13 protein-coding genes, 4 tRNA genes and 1 rRNA gene are annotated in these 16,344 nt (G+C 55.4%); all 18 read right to left on the bottom strand.

Features of this window, described 5'->3' with window-relative positions; genetic code table 11:
* Positions 1-7: 7 nt before the first annotated feature.
* A complete protein-coding gene (rpsG, locus tag BT199_RS21775) occupies positions 8-478 on the bottom strand; it encodes a 30S ribosomal protein S7 (RefSeq protein WP_002555493.1) in 471 nt (156 codons plus the stop codon).
* A gap of 118 nt (positions 479-596) precedes the next feature.
* Positions 597-968, bottom strand: coding sequence for a 30S ribosomal protein S12 (gene rpsL, locus BT199_RS21770; RefSeq protein ID WP_002555494.1), 372 nt, complete (start codon positions 966-968; stop codon positions 597-599).
* A gap of 216 nt (positions 969-1,184) precedes the next feature.
* Positions 1,185-5,384: a DNA-directed RNA polymerase subunit beta' gene (gene rpoC / locus BT199_RS21765; RefSeq protein ID WP_019819137.1), complete on the bottom strand. Its 4,200-nt coding sequence runs from the start codon at positions 5,382-5,384 to the stop codon at positions 1,185-1,187.
* Between the two features lie 64 nt (positions 5,385-5,448).
* On the bottom strand, positions 5,449-9,522 hold the full coding sequence (rpoB, locus tag BT199_RS21760) for a DNA-directed RNA polymerase subunit beta (RefSeq protein ID WP_010206926.1): 4,074 nt from the start codon (positions 9,520-9,522) through the stop codon (positions 5,449-5,451).
* 219 nt (positions 9,523-9,741) lie between these two features.
* The gene (rplL, locus tag BT199_RS21755) at positions 9,742-10,107 is read right to left on the bottom strand and encodes a 50S ribosomal protein L7/L12 (RefSeq protein WP_003176432.1); all 366 of its coding nucleotides are present in this window, start codon (positions 10,105-10,107) and stop codon (positions 9,742-9,744) included.
* A 78-nt stretch (positions 10,108-10,185) separates the two neighbouring features.
* Positions 10,186-10,686, bottom strand: a complete 501-nt coding sequence (gene rplJ / locus BT199_RS21750; protein WP_003176433.1) for a 50S ribosomal protein L10 — start codon at positions 10,684-10,686, stop codon at positions 10,186-10,188.
* Between the two features lie 199 nt (positions 10,687-10,885).
* Entirely contained in the window at positions 10,886-11,581 is a 696-nt protein-coding gene (rplA, locus tag BT199_RS21745; protein WP_003176434.1) for a 50S ribosomal protein L1, read from the bottom strand.
* Positions 11,581-12,012, bottom strand: a complete 432-nt coding sequence (gene rplK, locus BT199_RS21740; RefSeq protein ID WP_003176435.1) for a 50S ribosomal protein L11 — start codon at positions 12,010-12,012, stop codon at positions 11,581-11,583. The genes rplA and rplK overlap by 1 nt, the downstream gene beginning before the upstream one ends.
* 116 nt (positions 12,013-12,128) lie before the next feature.
* Positions 12,129-12,662, bottom strand: a complete 534-nt coding sequence (nusG, locus tag BT199_RS21735) for a transcription termination/antitermination protein NusG (protein ID WP_003176436.1) — start codon at positions 12,660-12,662, stop codon at positions 12,129-12,131.
* A gap of 9 nt (positions 12,663-12,671) precedes the next feature.
* A complete protein-coding gene (secE, locus tag BT199_RS21730) occupies positions 12,672-13,040 on the bottom strand; it encodes a preprotein translocase subunit SecE (protein WP_003194658.1) in 369 nt (122 codons plus the stop codon).
* Between the two features lie 45 nt (positions 13,041-13,085).
* Positions 13,086-13,161: transfer RNA gene (locus BT199_RS21725), tRNA-Trp, on the bottom strand.
* 143 nt (positions 13,162-13,304) lie between these two features.
* Positions 13,305-13,380, bottom strand: a tRNA-Thr gene (locus BT199_RS21720).
* Positions 13,381-13,406: 26 nt separating this feature from the next.
* Positions 13,407-13,480, bottom strand: a tRNA-Gly gene (locus BT199_RS21715).
* Positions 13,481-13,504: 24 nt separating this feature from the next.
* A tRNA-Tyr gene (locus tag BT199_RS21710) sits at positions 13,505-13,589 on the bottom strand.
* Between the two features lie 142 nt (positions 13,590-13,731).
* The gene (locus BT199_RS21705) at positions 13,732-14,178 is read right to left on the bottom strand and encodes a hypothetical protein (protein WP_072435445.1); all 447 of its coding nucleotides are present in this window, start codon (positions 14,176-14,178) and stop codon (positions 13,732-13,734) included.
* 7 nt (positions 14,179-14,185) lie between these two features.
* Positions 14,186-14,935 carry a pantothenate kinase gene (locus tag BT199_RS21700; RefSeq protein WP_014720156.1) on the bottom strand — a complete coding sequence of 250 codons (750 nt, stop codon included), beginning with the start codon at positions 14,933-14,935 and terminating at the stop codon, positions 14,186-14,188.
* Positions 14,925-15,884 (bottom strand): bifunctional biotin--[acetyl-CoA-carboxylase] ligase/biotin operon repressor BirA, encoded by a 960-nt coding sequence (gene birA, locus BT199_RS21695; protein WP_072435444.1) that lies wholly within the window; start codon positions 15,882-15,884, stop codon positions 14,925-14,927. The genes BT199_RS21700 and birA overlap by 11 nt, the downstream gene beginning before the upstream one ends.
* A 155-nt stretch (positions 15,885-16,039) precedes the next feature.
* Positions 16,040-16,155: ribosomal RNA gene (gene rrf, locus BT199_RS21690) — 5S ribosomal RNA — on the bottom strand.
* Between the last annotated feature and the right edge of the window lie 189 nt (positions 16,156-16,344).

Below are 16,344 nucleotides of genomic sequence, written 5' to 3'. Positions count from 1 at the left end.
GCTAAAATTAGAAGCGGTAGTGCGAGAAAGCTTTGTTGGCTTCAGCCATACGGTGCACGTCTTCACGCTTCTTAACAGCAGCACCTTTACCTTCAGCAGCGTCCAACAGTTCGCCGGCCAAACGCAGAGCCATAGACTTCTCGCCGCGCTTACGGGCGAAGTCTACCAACCAGCGCATTGCCAGAGCGTTACGACGGGACGGACGAACTTCAACCGGAACCTGGTAAGTAGCACCGCCTACACGGCGCGACTTCACTTCGACCAGCGGAGCGATGGCGTCGAGAGCTTTCTCGAAGATTTCCAGGGGGTCGCTGTTCTTGCGTTCTTTAACCTTTTCCAGCGCGCCATAAACGATACGCTCGGCAACGGCTTTCTTGCCGCTTTCCATTACGTGGTTCATGAACTTGGCCAGGATTTGGCTTCCGTATTTTGGATCGTCAAGCACTTCGCGCTTGGCTGCTACGCGTCTTCTTGGCATGGATAAGCCCTCAAACGGTCTTCAGGTTCGCTCGGAATCGGTGCCCTTTCGGGACGCCTCCGACCTTACTCTTATCGACTCAGAAAATAAGATGATTCAGGTTTACAAAAAGCCGCTACTACTTAGGCTTCTTGGTACCGTACTTCGAACGACCCTGGTTACGACCTTTAACGCCGGAAGTATCCAAGGAACCGCGTACGGTGTGATAACGAACACCTGGCAAGTCTTTTACACGACCGCCGCGGATCAGTACCACGCTGTGCTCTTGCAGGTTGTGGCCTTCACCGCCGATGTACGAGGAAACCTCGAAACCGTTGGTCAGACGCACACGGCATACTTTACGCAGTGCCGAGTTAGGTTTTTTCGGCGTGGTGGTATACACACGGGTGCATACGCCACGACGTTGCGGGCAGTTCTGCAGCGCAGGTACGTCGGATTTCTCGACGATACGCTTACGCGGCTGACGTACCAGCTGGTTGATAGTTGCCATCTACTAGCTCCACTGTTGTCTTGCGACGCTATTGTCTTGCAAGAAAAGCAAAATGGCAGGAACGAATTCCCGCCAAATTTAGGGGTACAAGAGTCTAAAGAGGATCTTGTCCCCAGTCAAGGCAAGGCCCCGACCTCCCCTCGCGTCGAACCGGGGCAAAAATGCCTCGATCCGACGAACGGGAGTGCCAGGGCCCAGACTCATCTATCGCAGAACTCAGTTACCGCTTGAGTTCAGCGCTTCGGTCAGTGCAGCTTCCACTTCACTGGCGCTTACGCGCAGCGGCTTGTCAGCATCACGGCGACGCTTACGCTCGCTGTGGTAAGCCAAACCGGTACCTGCCGGGATCAGACGACCCACGACTACGTTTTCTTTCAGGCCGCGCAGGTAATCGCGCTTGCCGGTTACCGCTGCTTCGGTCAGTACGCGAGTGGTCTCCTGGAAGGAGGCCGCCGAGATGAACGACTCAGTGGACAACGACGCCTTGGTGATACCCAGCAGCACGCGAGTGAACTTGGAGACAAATTTCTCTTCGTTCGCCAGGCGCTCGTTTTCTACCAGTACGTGAGTCAGTTCCATCTGGTCGCCCTTGATGAAACTGGAATCGCCGGATTCAGCGATTTCAACTTTACGCAGCATCTGACGCAGGATGGTCTCGATGTGCTTGTCGTTGATCTTCACGCCTTGCAGACGGTAAACGTCCTGGATCTCGTTAACGATGTACTTGGCCAGCGCACTCACACCCAGCAGACGCAGGATGTCGTGTGGATCGCTCGGACCGTCGGAGATAACTTCGCCGCGGTTTACCTGTTCGCCTTCGAACACGTTCAGGTGACGCCACTTCGGAATCAGCTCTTCATACGGATCGCTACCGTCGTTCGGGGTAATAACCAGACGGCGCTTGCCTTTGGTTTCTTTACCGAACGCGATGGTGCCGCTGACTTCAGCCAGAATCGACGCTTCTTTCGGACGACGAGCTTCGAACAAGTCGGCAACACGCGGCAGACCACCGGTGATGTCACGGGTCTTCGAAGTTTCTTGCGGGATACGCGCGATAACATCACCGATCGCGATCTTCGCACCATCCGCTACACCGACCAGGGCGTTGGCTGGCAGGAAGTACTGAGCGATTACGTCAGTGCCTGGCAGCAACAGATCCTTGCCGTTGTCATCGACCATCTTCACGGCAGGACGGATGTCCTTACCAGCAGCTGGACGATCTTTGGCGTCGAGTACTTCAATGTTGGTCATACCGGTCAATTCGTCAGTCTGACGCTTGATCGTGATGCCTTCTTCCATGCCCACGTAGGTCACGGTACCTTTCATTTCGGTAACGATTGGGTGAGTGTGCGGATCCCACTTGGCCACGATTGCGCCAGCGTCGACCTTGTCACCTTCTTTAACCGAAATCACAGCACCGTACGGCAGCTTGTAACGCTCACGCTCACGACCGTAGTCATCAGCGATGGCCAGCTCACCGGAACGGGACACAGCAACCAGGTGACCATCCACTCGCTCAACGTGCTTGAGGTTATGCAGGCGGACGGTACCGCCATTCTTCACCTGAACGCTGTCGGCTGCGGAGGTCCGGCTTGCCGCACCACCGATGTGGAACGTACGCATGGTCAGCTGGGTACCCGGCTCACCGATGGACTGGGCAGCGATAACGCCGACCGCTTCACCGATGTTCACCTGGTGACCACGAGCCAAGTCACGGCCATAGCACTTGGCGCAGATGCCGTAGCGGGTTTCGCAGCTGATCGGCGAGCGAACGATCACTTCGTCGATGCTGTTGAGTTCGATGAACTCGACCCACTTCTCGTCAACCAGGGTGCCGGCAGGAACGATAACTTCCTCGGTACCTGGCTTGAATACGTCACGGGCAATAACACGACCCAATACGCGCTCACCCAGCGGCTCTACAACGTCACCGCCTTCAATGTGCGGCGTCATCAGCAGGCCGTGCTCGGTGCCGCAATCGATCTCGGTTACAACCAGATCTTGTGCAACGTCTACCAGACGACGAGTCAGGTAACCGGAGTTAGCGGTTTTCAACGCGGTATCCGCAAGACCCTTACGAGCACCGTGAGTGGAGATGAAGTACTGAAGTACGCTCAAACCTTCACGGAAGTTCGCAGTGATCGGCGTTTCGATGATGGAACCGTCCGGCTTGGCCATCAGGCCACGCATACCGGCGAGCTGACGGATCTGCGCAGCAGAACCCCGTGCGCCCGAGTCGGCCATCATGTACATCGAGTTGAAAGACTCTTGATCGACTTCGACGCCATGACGGTCGATGACTTTCTCTTTCGAGAGGTTGGCCATCATCGCCTTGGACACTTCGTCGTTGGCCTTGGACCAAAGGTCGATCACTTTGTTGTACTTCTCGCCCTGGGTTACCAGGCCGGAGGCGTACTGGCTCTCGATCTCTTTCACTTCGTCAGTGGCAGCACTGATGATGCGGGCTTTTTCATCCGGGATAACGAAGTCGTTAACGCCGATGGAAACGCCGGAGATAGTCGAGTAAGCGAAACCTGTGTACATCAACTGGTCAGCGAAGATAACGGTCTCTTTCAAACCAACCACGCGGTAGCACTGGTTGATCAGCTTGGAGATCGCCTTTTTCTTCATCGGCAGGTTGACGACGTCGTACGACAGACCTTTTGGAACAACCTGGTACAACAGCGCACGGCCGACAGTGGTGTCGACGATACGGGTGTTGCTCACGCTGCCGCCGTCACGGTCGTTGACGGTTTCGTGGATCCGCACCTTGACCTTGGCGTGCAGTGCGGCTTCGCCGGCACGGAACACACGGTCAACTTCCTGCAGGTCAGCAAACACACGACCTTCGCCTTTGGCGTTGATCGCTTCGCGAGTCATGTAGTACAGACCCAATACAACGTCCTGCGACGGAACGATGATTGGCTCACCGTTGGCTGGCGACAGAATATTGTTGGTCGACATCATCAACGCACGCGCTTCCAACTGGGCTTCCAGTGTCAGCGGTACGTGCACGGCCATTTGGTCGCCGTCGAAGTCGGCGTTGTACGCGGCACAGACCAGAGGGTGCAGCTGGATAGCCTTACCTTCGATCAGTACAGGTTCAAACGCCTGGATACCCAGACGGTGAAGGGTCGGTGCACGGTTGAGGAGAACCGGGTGTTCGCGAATCACTTCAGCGAGAACGTCCCAAACCTCTGGCAGTTCGCGCTCGACCATTTTCTTGGCCGCTTTGATGGTGGTCGCGAGACCGCGCATTTCCAGCTTGCCGAAGATGAACGGCTTGAACAGCTCGAGTGCCATCTTCTTAGGCAGACCGCACTGGTGCAGACGCAGGGTCGGGCCTACGGTAATTACCGAACGACCGGAGTAGTCAACACGCTTACCGAGCAAGTTCTGACGGAAACGACCTTGCTTACCCTTGATCATGTCAGCCAGGGATTTCAGAGGACGCTTGTTCGAACCGGTGATAGCGCGGCCACGACGACCGTTGTCGAGCAGGGCATCGACCGCTTCTTGCAACATACGCTTTTCGTTGCGCACGATGATGTCCGGAGCGGACAGATCAAGCAGGCGCTTCAAGCGGTTGTTACGGTTGATCACGCGGCGGTACAGGTCGTTGAGGTCGGACGTCGCGAAACGACCACCGTCCAACGGTACCAGCGGACGCAGGTCTGGCGGCAGAACCGGCAGAACGGTCAGCACCATCCACTCTGGCAGGTTGCCGGAACCCTGGAAGGCTTCCATCAACTTCAGACGCTTGGACAGCTTCTTGATCTTGGTTTCGGAGTTGGTTTGCGGAATCTCTTCACGCAGACGACCAATCTCGTGCTCCAGGTCGATAGCGTGCAGCAGTTCGCGGACAGCTTCGGCACCCATGCGGGCATCGAAATCGTCGCCGAACTCTTCCAGCGCTTCGAAGTACTGCTCGTCGTTCAGCAGCTGACCTTTTTCAAGGGTGGTCATGCCTGGATCGATAACGACATAGCTCTCGAAGTAGAGAACGCGTTCGATATCACGCAGGGTCATGTCCATCAGCAAGCCGATACGGGACGGCAGCGATTTCAGGAACCAGATGTGGGCAACCGGCGAAGCCAGTTCGATGTGCGCCATGCGCTCACGACGAACCTTGGCCAGCGCAACTTCAACGCCGCACTTCTCGCAGATCACACCACGGTGCTTCAAGCGCTTGTACTTACCGCACAGGCACTCGTAATCCTTTACCGGGCCAAAGATCTTGGCGCAGAACAGGCCGTCACGCTCAGGTTTGAACGTACGGTAGTTGATGGTTTCCGGCTTTTTAACTTCACCGAACGACCACGAACGGATCATCTCAGGCGATGCCAACCCAATACGGATGGCGTCGAACTCTTCGACTTGACCCTGGTTTTTCAGCAAATTCAGTAGGTCTTTCAAGGCCTTTCCTCCTGGCGGAGCAGAGAGCGGGCTAAACAGCCCCGCTCTCGATTCGCGTCACGTGTTATTCGGTTTCCAGATCGATATCGATGCCGAGGGAACGAATTTCTTTGATCAACACGTTGAAGGACTCGGGCATGCCCGGCTCCATACGGTGATCACCGTCCACGATGTTTTTGTACATCTTGGTACGACCGTTCACATCGTCCGACTTCACTGTGAGCATTTCTTGCAGAGTGTATGCAGCACCGTATGCTTCCAGTGCCCAGACCTCCATCTCCCCGAAACGCTGACCACCGAACTGAGCCTTACCACCCAGCGGCTGCTGGGTAACCAGGCTGTACGAACCGGTAGAACGAGCGTGCATCTTGTCGTCTACCAAGTGGTTCAGCTTCAGCATGTACATGTAGCCAACAGTAACCGGGCGCTCGAACTTGTTGCCGGTACGGCCGTCGAACAGCTGCATCTGGCCGCTTTCTGGCAGGTCTGCTAGTTTGAGCATGGCCTTGATTTCGCTTTCCTTGGCACCGTCGAACACCGGGGTAGCCATTGGAACGCCGCCGCGCAGGTTCTTCGCCAGATCCAGGATTTCCTGGTCGGAGAAGGTGTCCAGCTCTTCGTTGCGACCGCCGATCTCGTTGTAGATCTCGTGCAGGAACTTACGCAGGTCTGCGACTTTGCGCTGCTCTTCGATCATACGGTTGATCTTCTCGCCCAGACCTTTGGCCGCGAGGCCCAGGTGGGTTTCAAGGATCTGACCAACGTTCATACGCGAAGGTACGCCCAACGGGTTGAGGACGACGTCGACCGGGGTGCCATTGGCATCGTGCGGCATGTCTTCAACCGGCATGATCACAGAGACCACACCCTTGTTACCGTGACGACCGGCCATCTTGTCGCCCGGCTGGATGCGGCGACGGATTGCCAGGTAAACCTTGACGATTTTCAGCACGCCTGGAGCTAGGTCATCGCCCTGCTGCAGTTTGCGCTTCTTGTCTTCGAACTTGTCGTCCAGCAGACGGCGGCGATCAACGATATAGGCCTGGGCCTTCTCGAGCTGCTCGTTCAGAGCATCTTCAGCCATGCGCAGTTTGAACCACTGGCCGTGCTCAAGACCGTCGAGGATTTCGTCGGTGATGTCCTGACCTTTCTTCAGGCCCGCGCCGCCTTCAGCCTTGTGGCCTACCAGAGCGGAACGCAGACGTTCGAAGGTCGCGCCTTCAACGATACGGAACTCTTCGTTCAGATCCTTGCGGATCTCGTCGAGCTGGGTCTTCTCGATGGACAGTGCACGAGCATCACGCTCAACGCCGTCACGGGTGAAGACCTGTACGTCGATGACAGTACCCTTGGTACCGGTAGGTACACGCAGGGAGGTGTCTTTCACGTCGCTGGCTTTTTCACCGAAGATGGCACGCAGCAGCTTCTCTTCCGGCGTCAGTTGGGTCTCGCCTTTCGGAGTGACTTTACCGACCAGGATGTCGCCAGCGCCAACTTCAGCACCTACATAAACGATACCGGCTTCGTCCAGCTTGTTCAGTGCAGCTTCACCCACGTTCGGGATGTCTGCAGTGATTTCCTCAGGCCCAAGCTTGGTATCACGCGCCACACAGGTCAGTTCCTGGATGTGGATCGTGGTGAAGCGGTCTTCTTGAACCACACGCTCGGACAGGCAGATGGAGTCTTCGAAGTTGAAGCCGTTCCATGCCATGAACGCGATGCGCATGTTCTGGCCGAGAGCCAGTTCACCCATGTCGGTGGACGGGCCGTCAGCCATGATGTCGCTACGCTGAACGCGATCACCCTTGCTCACCAGCGGACGCTGGTTGATGCAGGTGTTCTGGTTCGAACGGGTGTATTTGGTCAGGTTGTAGATGTCGACACCGGCTTCGCCAGTTTCTACTTCGTCATCGGCAACACGAACCACGATACGGCTGGCATCAACGGAGTCGATCACACCGCCACGACGAGCCACGACGCAAACGCCGGAGTCACGTGCTACGTTGCGCTCCATGCCAGTACCTACCAGCGGCTTGTCAGCGCGCAGGGTCGGTACAGCTTGACGCTGCATGTTGGAACCCATCAACGCACGGTTGGCGTCATCGTGTTCCAGGAACGGGATCAGCGACGCTGCAACCGAAACTACCTGCTTCGGAGAAACGTCCATCAAGGTGACGTCTTCCGGCGCCTTGACGGTGAACTCGTTCAAGTGACGAACAGCTACCAGCTCGTCGACCAGGACTTTCTTGTCGTTCATCGTGGCCGAAGCCTGAGCGATCACGTGATCAGCTTCTTCGATGGCGGACAGGAATACGATCTCGTCGGTGACCAGGGCGTCTTTCACCACACGGTACGGGCTTTCGAGGAAGCCGTACTGGTTGGTGCGCGCATAGGCAGCCAGGGAGTTGATCAGACCGATGTTCGGACCTTCCGGCGTTTCGATCGGGCAAACACGACCGTAGTGCGTCGGGTGTACGTCACGGACTTCAAAGCCAGCGCGCTCACGGGTCAGACCGCCCGGGCCCAGTGCAGAAACACGGCGCTTGTGGGTGATCTCGGAGAGCGGGTTGTTCTGGTCCATGAACTGCGAAAGCTGGCTGGAACCGAAGAACTCTTTCACCGCCGCAGCCACTGGCTTGGCGTTGATCAGGTCTTGCGGCATCAGGCCTTCGCTTTCAGCCATCGACAGACGCTCTTTGACCGCACGCTCAACACGTACCAGGCCAACGCGGAACTGGTTCTCGGCCATTTCACCTACGCAGCGAACACGACGGTTACCCAGGTGGTCGATGTCATCGACGATGCCTTTGCCGTTACGGATGTCGACCAGGGTCTTCAATACCGCGACGATGTCTTCCTTGCACAGCACGCCCGAACCTTCGATCTCGGTACGACCGATACGACGGTTGAACTTCATCCGGCCGACCGCAGACAGGTCATAGCGCTCAGGGCTGAAGAACAGGTTGTTGAACAGGGTTTCGGCAGCATCTTTGGTTGGTGGCTCACCAGGACGCATCATGCGATAGATCTCGACCAGTGCTTCCAATTGGTTGCTGGTGGAGTCGATCTTCAGTGTGTCGGAGATGAACGGACCGCAGTCGATATCGTTGGTGTACAGGGTCTCGATGCGAACAACCTGGGCCTTGGCGATCTTGGCCAGGATCTCGGTGTTCAGCTCGGTGTTGCACTCAGCCAGGATTTCGCCTGTAGCCGGGTGAACGATGACCTTGGCGGTAGTGCGACCCAGGACGTAGTCCAGTGGCACTTCCAGCTCTTTGATACCGGCTTTTTCGATCTGGTTGATGTGGCGCGCAGTGATACGACGGCCAGCCTCAACGATGACCTTGCCTTTTTCGTCCTGGATGTCCAGTACAGCAATTTCACCACGCAGACGCGAAGCGATCAGCTCCAGCTTGAGGGTTTCATCCTTCAGGCTGAATACGTTGGTGGTGTAGAAAGCGTCCAGCACCTGCTCAGTGGTGTAACCGAGCGCGCGCAGCAATACCGAGGCCGGCAGCTTGCGACGACGGTCGATACGCACGAACACGCAGTCTTTCGGGTCGAACTCGAAGTCCAACCACGAACCGCGGTACGGAATGATCCGCGCGGAGTACAGGAGTTTGCCGGAGCTGTGCGTCTTGCCGCGGTCGTGGTCGAAGAACACGCCCGGGGAACGGTGCAGCTGGGAAACGATTACACGCTCGGTACCGTTGATTACGAAGGTACCGTTTTCAGTCATCAGTGGGATTTCGCCCATGTAGACTTCTTGCTCTTTGATGTCCTTGATCGCTTTGTTCGACGATTCTTTGTCGAAAATGATCAGACGGACTTTTACCCGCAAAGGTACGGCGTACGTAACGCCACGCAACACGCATTCTTTGACATCAAATGCCGGTTCGCCCAGGCGATAACCGACGTACTCCAGCGCAGCATTGCCGGAGTAGCTGATGATCGGGAAAACGGATTTGAAGGCCGCATGCAGGCCCACGTCGCGGAACTGATCTTTGGTCGCTCCCGCCTGCAAGAATTCACGATACGAATCCAGCTGGATAGCCAGAAGGTACGGGACATCCATGACGTCCGGCAACTTGCTAAAGTCCTTGCGGATACGTTTTTTCTCAGTATATGAGTAAGCCATCAGCGTTCCCCAGCTTGGTCACCTGCTTGTTTGGCCCCTCCGACGGGAGCAGCCAGAAAATCTTGCAAACCCCATGGTTTGCACCACCGCTTCGGGTGGCTACAGCGCGTTAATGGCGGCGACCGAGTCGACAGCCAAGAACGGAAAAAGGCCGGTGGCAAGAGCCACCAGCCATCAGCCTTCAGCTTAACGCTTGGGCTGGAGACGCAAGGTCGATGCTTACTTCAGCTCGACTTTAGCGCCTGCTTCTTCCAGAGTAGCTTTGGCTTTGTCAGCGGCGTCTTTCGACACTGCTTCCAGAACCTGGGCAGGAGCGCCGTCAACTACAGCCTTGGCTTCTTTCAGGCCCAGACCGGTCAGTTCACGTACTGCCTTGATCACGTTTACTTTCTTCTCGCCAGCTTCCAGCAGCATGACGTTGAATTCGGTTTGCTCTTCAGCAGCGACAGCAGCAACAGCTGGGCCAGCGGAAGCAGCGGCAGCGGAAACGCCGAATTTTTCTTCGAAAGCTTTGATCAGCTCAACAACCTGCAGAACCGACATTTCAGCTACGGCGTTGAGGATATCGTCTTGGGAGATAGACATTGCTGTATTTCCTGAATTGGGGGACGGCCTACGCGGCCATCGAAATAAACAAAAATACGCGAGAGAATTTGCTCAGCCTTAGGCTGCGGCAGCTTCTTTTTGCTCGCGAACTGCAGCCAGAGTACGAGCCAGCTTGCTGGTAGCGCCTTGAATCACGCTCATCAGCTGCGAAATAGCTTCGTTACGGGTCGGCAGTGTTGCCAGTACGTCGATTTGGTTAGCTGCGAGGAACTTGCCCTCGAACGCAGCTGCCTTGATCTCGAACTTATCCTGACTCTTGGCGAATTCTTTGAACAAACGGGCAGCAGCGCCTGGATGATCTTTAGAGAACGCGATCAGAGTCGGGCCGGTGAACACATCGTTGAGAACACTGTATTCAGTGTCAGCAACGGCGCGCTTGAGCAGGGTGTTACGTACAACACGTACGTATACGCCAGCTTCACGAGCCTCTTTACGGAGTCCGGTCATAGCGCCTACTGTCACACCACGGGCATCAGCCACGACAGCGGACAGAGCAGCTTTGGCAGCCTCGTTGACTTCAGCGACGATGGCCTTCTTGTCTTCGAGATTAATTGCCACGGGTTTAACTCCTGCTTGTTACCGTTTCATCTGGCCTAGGCCTGATGTCGTTTTGGTGTCTGATTCGGTAAGGAACCGGGAGCACCATCTGCGTAGGCTTGTTGGTTTAAGACTTGCGTCGCCTACGGTCTTGGATAGCCCCCGCCAGGCAGGGACCCCAATCTTTCAATTGGCGCAATTACTTGCGCCAATTTATGTCTTATACGTCCAGCGAGCCTTGGTCGATGACCAGACCTGGGCCCATAGTGGTGCTCAGGGTAACGCGCTTGACGTAGATACCTTTCGAGGAAGCAGGCTTGATACGCTTCAGATCAGCGATCAGGGCTTCAACGTTTTCCTTCAGCTTGACGGCATCGAAGCCGACTTTGCCAACGGAGGTGTGAATGATGCCGTTTTTGTCGGTGCGATAACGAACCTGACCAGCCTTGGCGTTTTTAACCGCGGTAGCTACGTCTGGAGTTACGGTACCGACTTTAGGGTTAGGCATCAGGCCACGTGGACCGAGGATCTGACCCAACTGACCTACAACACGCATTGCATCCGGGGAAGCAATAACGACGTCATAGTTCAGGTCGCCGCCTTTCATTTCGGCAGCCAGGTCGTCCATGCCAACGCGATCAGCACCAGCGGCCAGAGCAGCTTCAGCAGCTGGGCCTTGGGTGAAGACAGCAACACGTACAGTCTTGCCAGTGCCGTGTGGCAGCACAGTAGCGCTACGAACGACCTGGTCGGATTTACGTGGGTCAACACCCAGGTTTACAGCAACGTCAACAGACTCGCTGAACTTGACAGTCGACAGCTCGGTCAGCAGGGCAGCAGCGTCTACGAAGTTGTAGGACTTGCCTGCTTCGATCTTGCCGGCGATAGCCTTTTGGCGCTTGGTCAGCTTAGCCATTACACACCCTCCACGTTAAGGCCCATGCTACGAGCAGAACCGGCGATGGTACGCACGGCTGCATCCATATCAGCTGCAGTCAGATCCGCGTTTTTGGTTTTCGCGATTTCTTCCAGCTGAGCACGGGTTACGGTGCCAACCTTAACGGTGTTAGGACGAGCGGAACCGCTGGTCAGACCGGCAGCTTTCTTCAGCAAAACCGAAGCCGGGGTCGACTTGGTTTCGAAGGTGAAGCTACGGTCGCTGTATACAGTGATGATCACTGGAGTCGGCAGACCTGGCTCAAGACCCTGAGTACGGGCGTTGAAGGCCTTGCAGAATTCCATGATGTTCACGCCGTGCTGACCCAGAGCTGGACCGACGGGTGGGCTAGGGTTGGCCTGAGCGGCCTTCACTTGCAGCTTGATGTAAGCGGTAATCTTCTTGGCCATGAGGCACTCCAATTACGGGTTCAAACGCCTCGAAAGGCTCCCCGGTTACTTGCGCGTTTATCCCAGTGACGACAAAACCCCACAGCCTAGGCTGCGGGGTTGGGATGCTTGCCCAGCTAGACCTTTTCGACCTGGCTGAACTCCAACTCTACCGGGGTAGAGCGACCGAAAATGAGCACTGCCACTTGGATCCTGCTCTTTTCGTAGTTAACTTCTTCGACCGTACCGTTAAAATCAGCGAACGGACCGTCTGTAACGCGAACAACCTCACCCGGCTCGAACAATGTCTTCGGCTTGGGCTTGTCGCTACCGTCAGCAACACGACGCAGAATTGCTTCCGCCTCTTTGTCGGTGATCGGAGCAGGCTTGTCGGCAGTACCGCCAATGAAGCCCATGACGCGAGGGGTATCCTTGACCAAGTGCCAAGTACCTTCGTTCATGTCCATTTGTACCAGCACGTAGCCAGGGAAGAACTTGCGTTCGCTTTTGCGCTTCTGCCCATTCCGCATTTCAACCACTTCTTCAGTGGGAACCAGAATTTCGCCGAAGCCATCTTCCATGCCTGCCAGCTTTACGCGCTCCAGCAAAGAGCGCATAACATGCTTCTCGTAACCCGAGTAAGCATGCACAACGTACCAACGCTTAGCCACGGGACACCCTTAGCCAACAATCAAGGAAACAAGCCAGCCGAGCAGGGAATCAAGCCCCCACAACAGCAACGCCATAACCAAAACAACAGCCACGACAATCAACGTGGTCTGAGTGGTTTCTTGGCGAGTCGGCCAAACGACTTTACGGATTTCGGTGCGAGCTTCCTTAACCAGTACCGCGAACGACTTGCCTTTGGCAGTCTGCAGGCCTACAAAGGCAGCTACAGCAGCGAGGGCAAGCAAAGCGAGTACACGGTACAGGATCGGCGAAGCAGAATAGTACTGATTGCCAACAACGCCTACGACCACCAAGGCGACTACAGCGAGCCACTTTACCAGATCGAAACGAGAGCTTTGAGCTTCAGCCTTAGGAGTCATCTATGAAGATCCTGTGAAAAGAAAGCCAGACACACCACGTGAATCTGGCAGGTCAGGAGGGAATCGAACCCCCAACCTACGGTTTTGGAGACCGTCGCTCTGCCAATTGAGCTACTGACCTAAAACAAAATCAGGCCGACCATTATGCAGGCCTGAAAAAGACTTTACAACAACCAACCCCACAAGACCTGAAACATCGAACAACACTCAAGCCGAGGCAGCTGTTAAAACAAAGGCAGATATTTTCATATCTGCCTTGTCATATGGAGCTCTTGAGCGGATTTGAACCGCTGACCTCACCCTTACCAAGGGTGTGCTCTACCAACTGAGCTACAAGAGCGAAACACCTTGCACAACCTGCAAACTTGGAGCGGGTAGCGGGAATCGAACCCGCATCATCAGCTTGGAAGGCTGAGGTTCTACCACTAAACTATACCCGCGGAGCTTGCAGCTCACGCTAAAAATGGTGGAGGGGGAAGGATTCGAACCTTCGAAGTCGTAGACGTCAGATTTACAGTCTGATCCCTTTGGCCGCTCGGGAACCCCTCCTAAGCGAGCCGGCATTTTACATCACGCCGACCTTCTGTCAAGCATTTTCTCATTTAAATTATGAGGTTAGCTGCATTGACGGTCGCTTTGCACTGTAGCCCTTAAAGGTCTTCACTGCGAAGCGGGCGCCATTCTATGCAAACTATTCGAGAGTTGCAATGCCTTCACACAGCATTATTTTATGTTTTAACTCATTGAATTCATTAGCAAGGCTTTCAAAGGGCAGATCGTCAGCCAGGCGACGGCTCTCAGGGGCTACACGCAACCAATAACCCGAGGCGTCCGGCGCATTCAGCAACTGTACTTTGACCTTGATATCCAGGCTGGTGAGCCTCTGCTCGAGAGAGGAGGCTTGGCGTCGATCAGTGAACCCACCGATGTACAAGCAGGTATTCTGCGACTCTGCCGGCCTCGCTCGATCACGCCGCGCCACCGCATCTGCCGACTCACTCAGGAGGCGAATATCTTGTTGTGCCCCCCGATGGAGACTCAAGGGCGTGACATCCTTGGCCCGCAATGGCGCCTCTTGCTGATGCCAGACGTAATAGAAAACATTGAGGACCAGTAAAAGTAAAAACAGCCAGCGCATAATCACCTCAAGACAAAGGACACGCCATTGCCAAACCAACAAACACCAGATCCGGGACCAGCCGAGCTTGAGGCGCAGCATCCCTCACCAGGTCAGCATCGCCGCCAGTGAGGAAGACTGTGAAATCCTCCCCCCAATAGCCTCGCGCCAACTCGAGCTGGGTCAGCACAAACCCTCTAAGCATGAGCGTACACCCACGCTCGACGGCCTCTACGGTCGTACGACCAGGAGAGAGACGTTCCACAGCCCGCTCAGCGGCCGCGTCGTCATAGCGTATCTTGCGGGTATGGGTTCGCAGTTGATTACGCATAAGCGGCATACCCGGGCAAATAAACCCACCCAGGTGCCCACCGTCCGGACCAATAAAATCTGCTGTCGCCGCTGTACCAAAGTCGAGTACCAGGCATGCACCTGACGCCAACTTGAACGCGCCTAGCATGGCCAGCCATCGATCCATCCCCAGGCGCTGGAAGTCTTCGTAGCCGTTGCGCACTCCGCCCATTTCTTGAGCAGAGGTTGCACAGGAAACAGCAACGCCAAATGCCGCTACCAAGGCAGCTATCAGCTTATCGGTCTCCTCAAGCGCGCGAACACTCACTAACCGACAACGCGTGAGCAATAGACCAGGCAAAGCCACCAAACTATCGATCAGCGCGATATCTGAACCTGCGATACCTTCCGCGCGAACAGTTGCCTCACTCAACTCAAGAACACGCCATTTGATAAAGCTATTTCCACAGTCGAGCTCAAGAATCATCACGCAACCTCAGGCTTAACTCACCACCGCTGTATATTTTCTCCACGCCACCGACATCCAAACGCAAGGCGCCCTGACGATCCACGCCCAGCACAACCCCATCAATCTGATTGACGCCCGCGATAAGCGACACGGACTTCCCCTGCCACGCGTGATGCTGCTCCCATTCGTCTTGCAACCCTGCAAAACCCGCAGCCTTGTGTCGATCTAGGTAGGCTTGGAGTTGCAAACCCAGTCGCGCCACCAGGTGATTGCGATCAACTGAAAAGCCCGTCTCAAGCTGCATCGAGGTCCACTGCTGATCAACATCAGCTGCCCTCTGCATATTCACATTGATACCTATCCCTAGCACAACGTGACAGATATCCGCGGGATCTCCCACCAGCTCAAGCAAGATGCCTGAGATTTTCTTGTGCCCAACCAAGACGTCGTTTGGCCACTTCAAAGCCGCGCCCTGCACACCCGACTCACGCAGAGCCTGCAGGACTGCCAGTCCTATCACCAGACTCAACCCTTCCAGTTGCCGCAGACCACCCTCAATACGCAATACAAGGCTGTAGTAAACGTTTTGCGCAAATGGGCTGACCCATTTACGGCCTCTGCGCCCCCTACCAGCCGTCTGCTGCTCCGCTAGCACAACAAAAGGTGCCGCACTACCCGCATCGACAAGACGTAAGGCCTCGGCATTAGTGGAGTCAATGGAATCGAAAATATGAACGGGCCAAGATAGGGAAGTCGCCTCCCGAGAAACCTCCTGCGCATTCAAAAATACCAATGGCGCAGCCAATCTATACCCACGACCCCGAACCTTATGGATAGGAAGATTCAATTCTGCCTCAAGATGCTGAAGCTGCTTCCACACGGCACTGCGACTAACGCCCAGGGCGGCGCCAAGCGCTTCTCCAGAATGGAACTGACCATCTTTCAGAAGTTTCAACAACGTCAGCATGCACATATCGCCTCAGAATGAGGCACGCATGATAGCCATGCGCAGGGTCATTGCATAGAAAGGGTGGATATCAGTATTGATCGACGCCCCACAAGATTTTCGAGCGTCCAAAACAAAACCCCAACTGCTTTCGCAATTGGGGTTTCGGAATTTAATCTTGACGATGACCTACTCTCACATGGGGAAACCCCACACTACCATCGGCGATGCATCGTTTCACTGCTGAGTTCGGGATGGGATCAGGTGGTTCCAATGCTCTATGGTCGTCAAGAAATTCGGGTACTGAGTCGTGGCCAGCTGGCCTCGCTTCAGCAAATTGGGTATGTGATAGATCGTGGTGTTTGTGAGCGTCGAACTTTCGGTTCATCTTCGTCTTCACACACCGCAATCTGGTCTCTCTCGAGTTCGCAAATTGCTTGGGTGTTATATGGTCAAGCCTCACGGGCAATTAGTATTGGTT

It is taken from the genome of Pseudomonas sp. NFR02 (assembly GCF_900119375.1).
Classification (GTDB): Bacteria; Pseudomonadota; Gammaproteobacteria; order Pseudomonadales; family Pseudomonadaceae; genus Aquipseudomonas; species Aquipseudomonas paracarnis.
This window is presented reverse-complemented; position numbering and strand designations above follow the sequence as displayed.

Coding starts and splice junctions, on each gene's coding strand:
- rpsG (WP_002555493.1), bottom strand. CDS start 478: ATGCCAAGAAGACGCGTAGCAGCCAAGCGCGAAGTGCTTGACGATCCA.
- rpsL (WP_002555494.1), bottom strand. CDS start 968: ATGGCAACTATCAACCAGCTGGTACGTCAGCCGCGTAAGCGTATCGTC.
- rpoB (WP_010206926.1), bottom strand. CDS start 9,522: ATGGCTTACTCATATACTGAGAAAAAACGTATCCGCAAGGACTTTAGC.
- rplL (WP_003176432.1), bottom strand. CDS start 10,107: ATGTCTATCTCCCAAGACGATATCCTCAACGCCGTAGCTGAAATGTCG.
- rplA (WP_003176434.1), bottom strand. CDS start 11,581: ATGGCTAAGCTGACCAAGCGCCAAAAGGCTATCGCCGGCAAGATCGAA.
- rplK (WP_003176435.1), bottom strand. CDS start 12,012: ATGGCCAAGAAGATTACCGCTTACATCAAGCTGCAAGTGAAGGCCGCT.
- secE (WP_003194658.1), bottom strand. CDS start 13,040: ATGACTCCTAAGGCTGAAGCTCAAAGCTCTCGTTTCGATCTGGTAAAG.
- BT199_RS21705 (WP_072435445.1), bottom strand. CDS start 14,178: ATGCGCTGGCTGTTTTTACTTTTACTGGTCCTCAATGTTTTCTATTAC.
- BT199_RS21700 (WP_014720156.1), bottom strand. CDS start 14,935: ATGATTCTTGAGCTCGACTGTGGAAATAGCTTTATCAAATGGCGTGTT.
- birA (WP_072435444.1), bottom strand. CDS start 15,884: ATGCTGACGTTGTTGAAACTTCTGAAAGATGGTCAGTTCCATTCTGGA.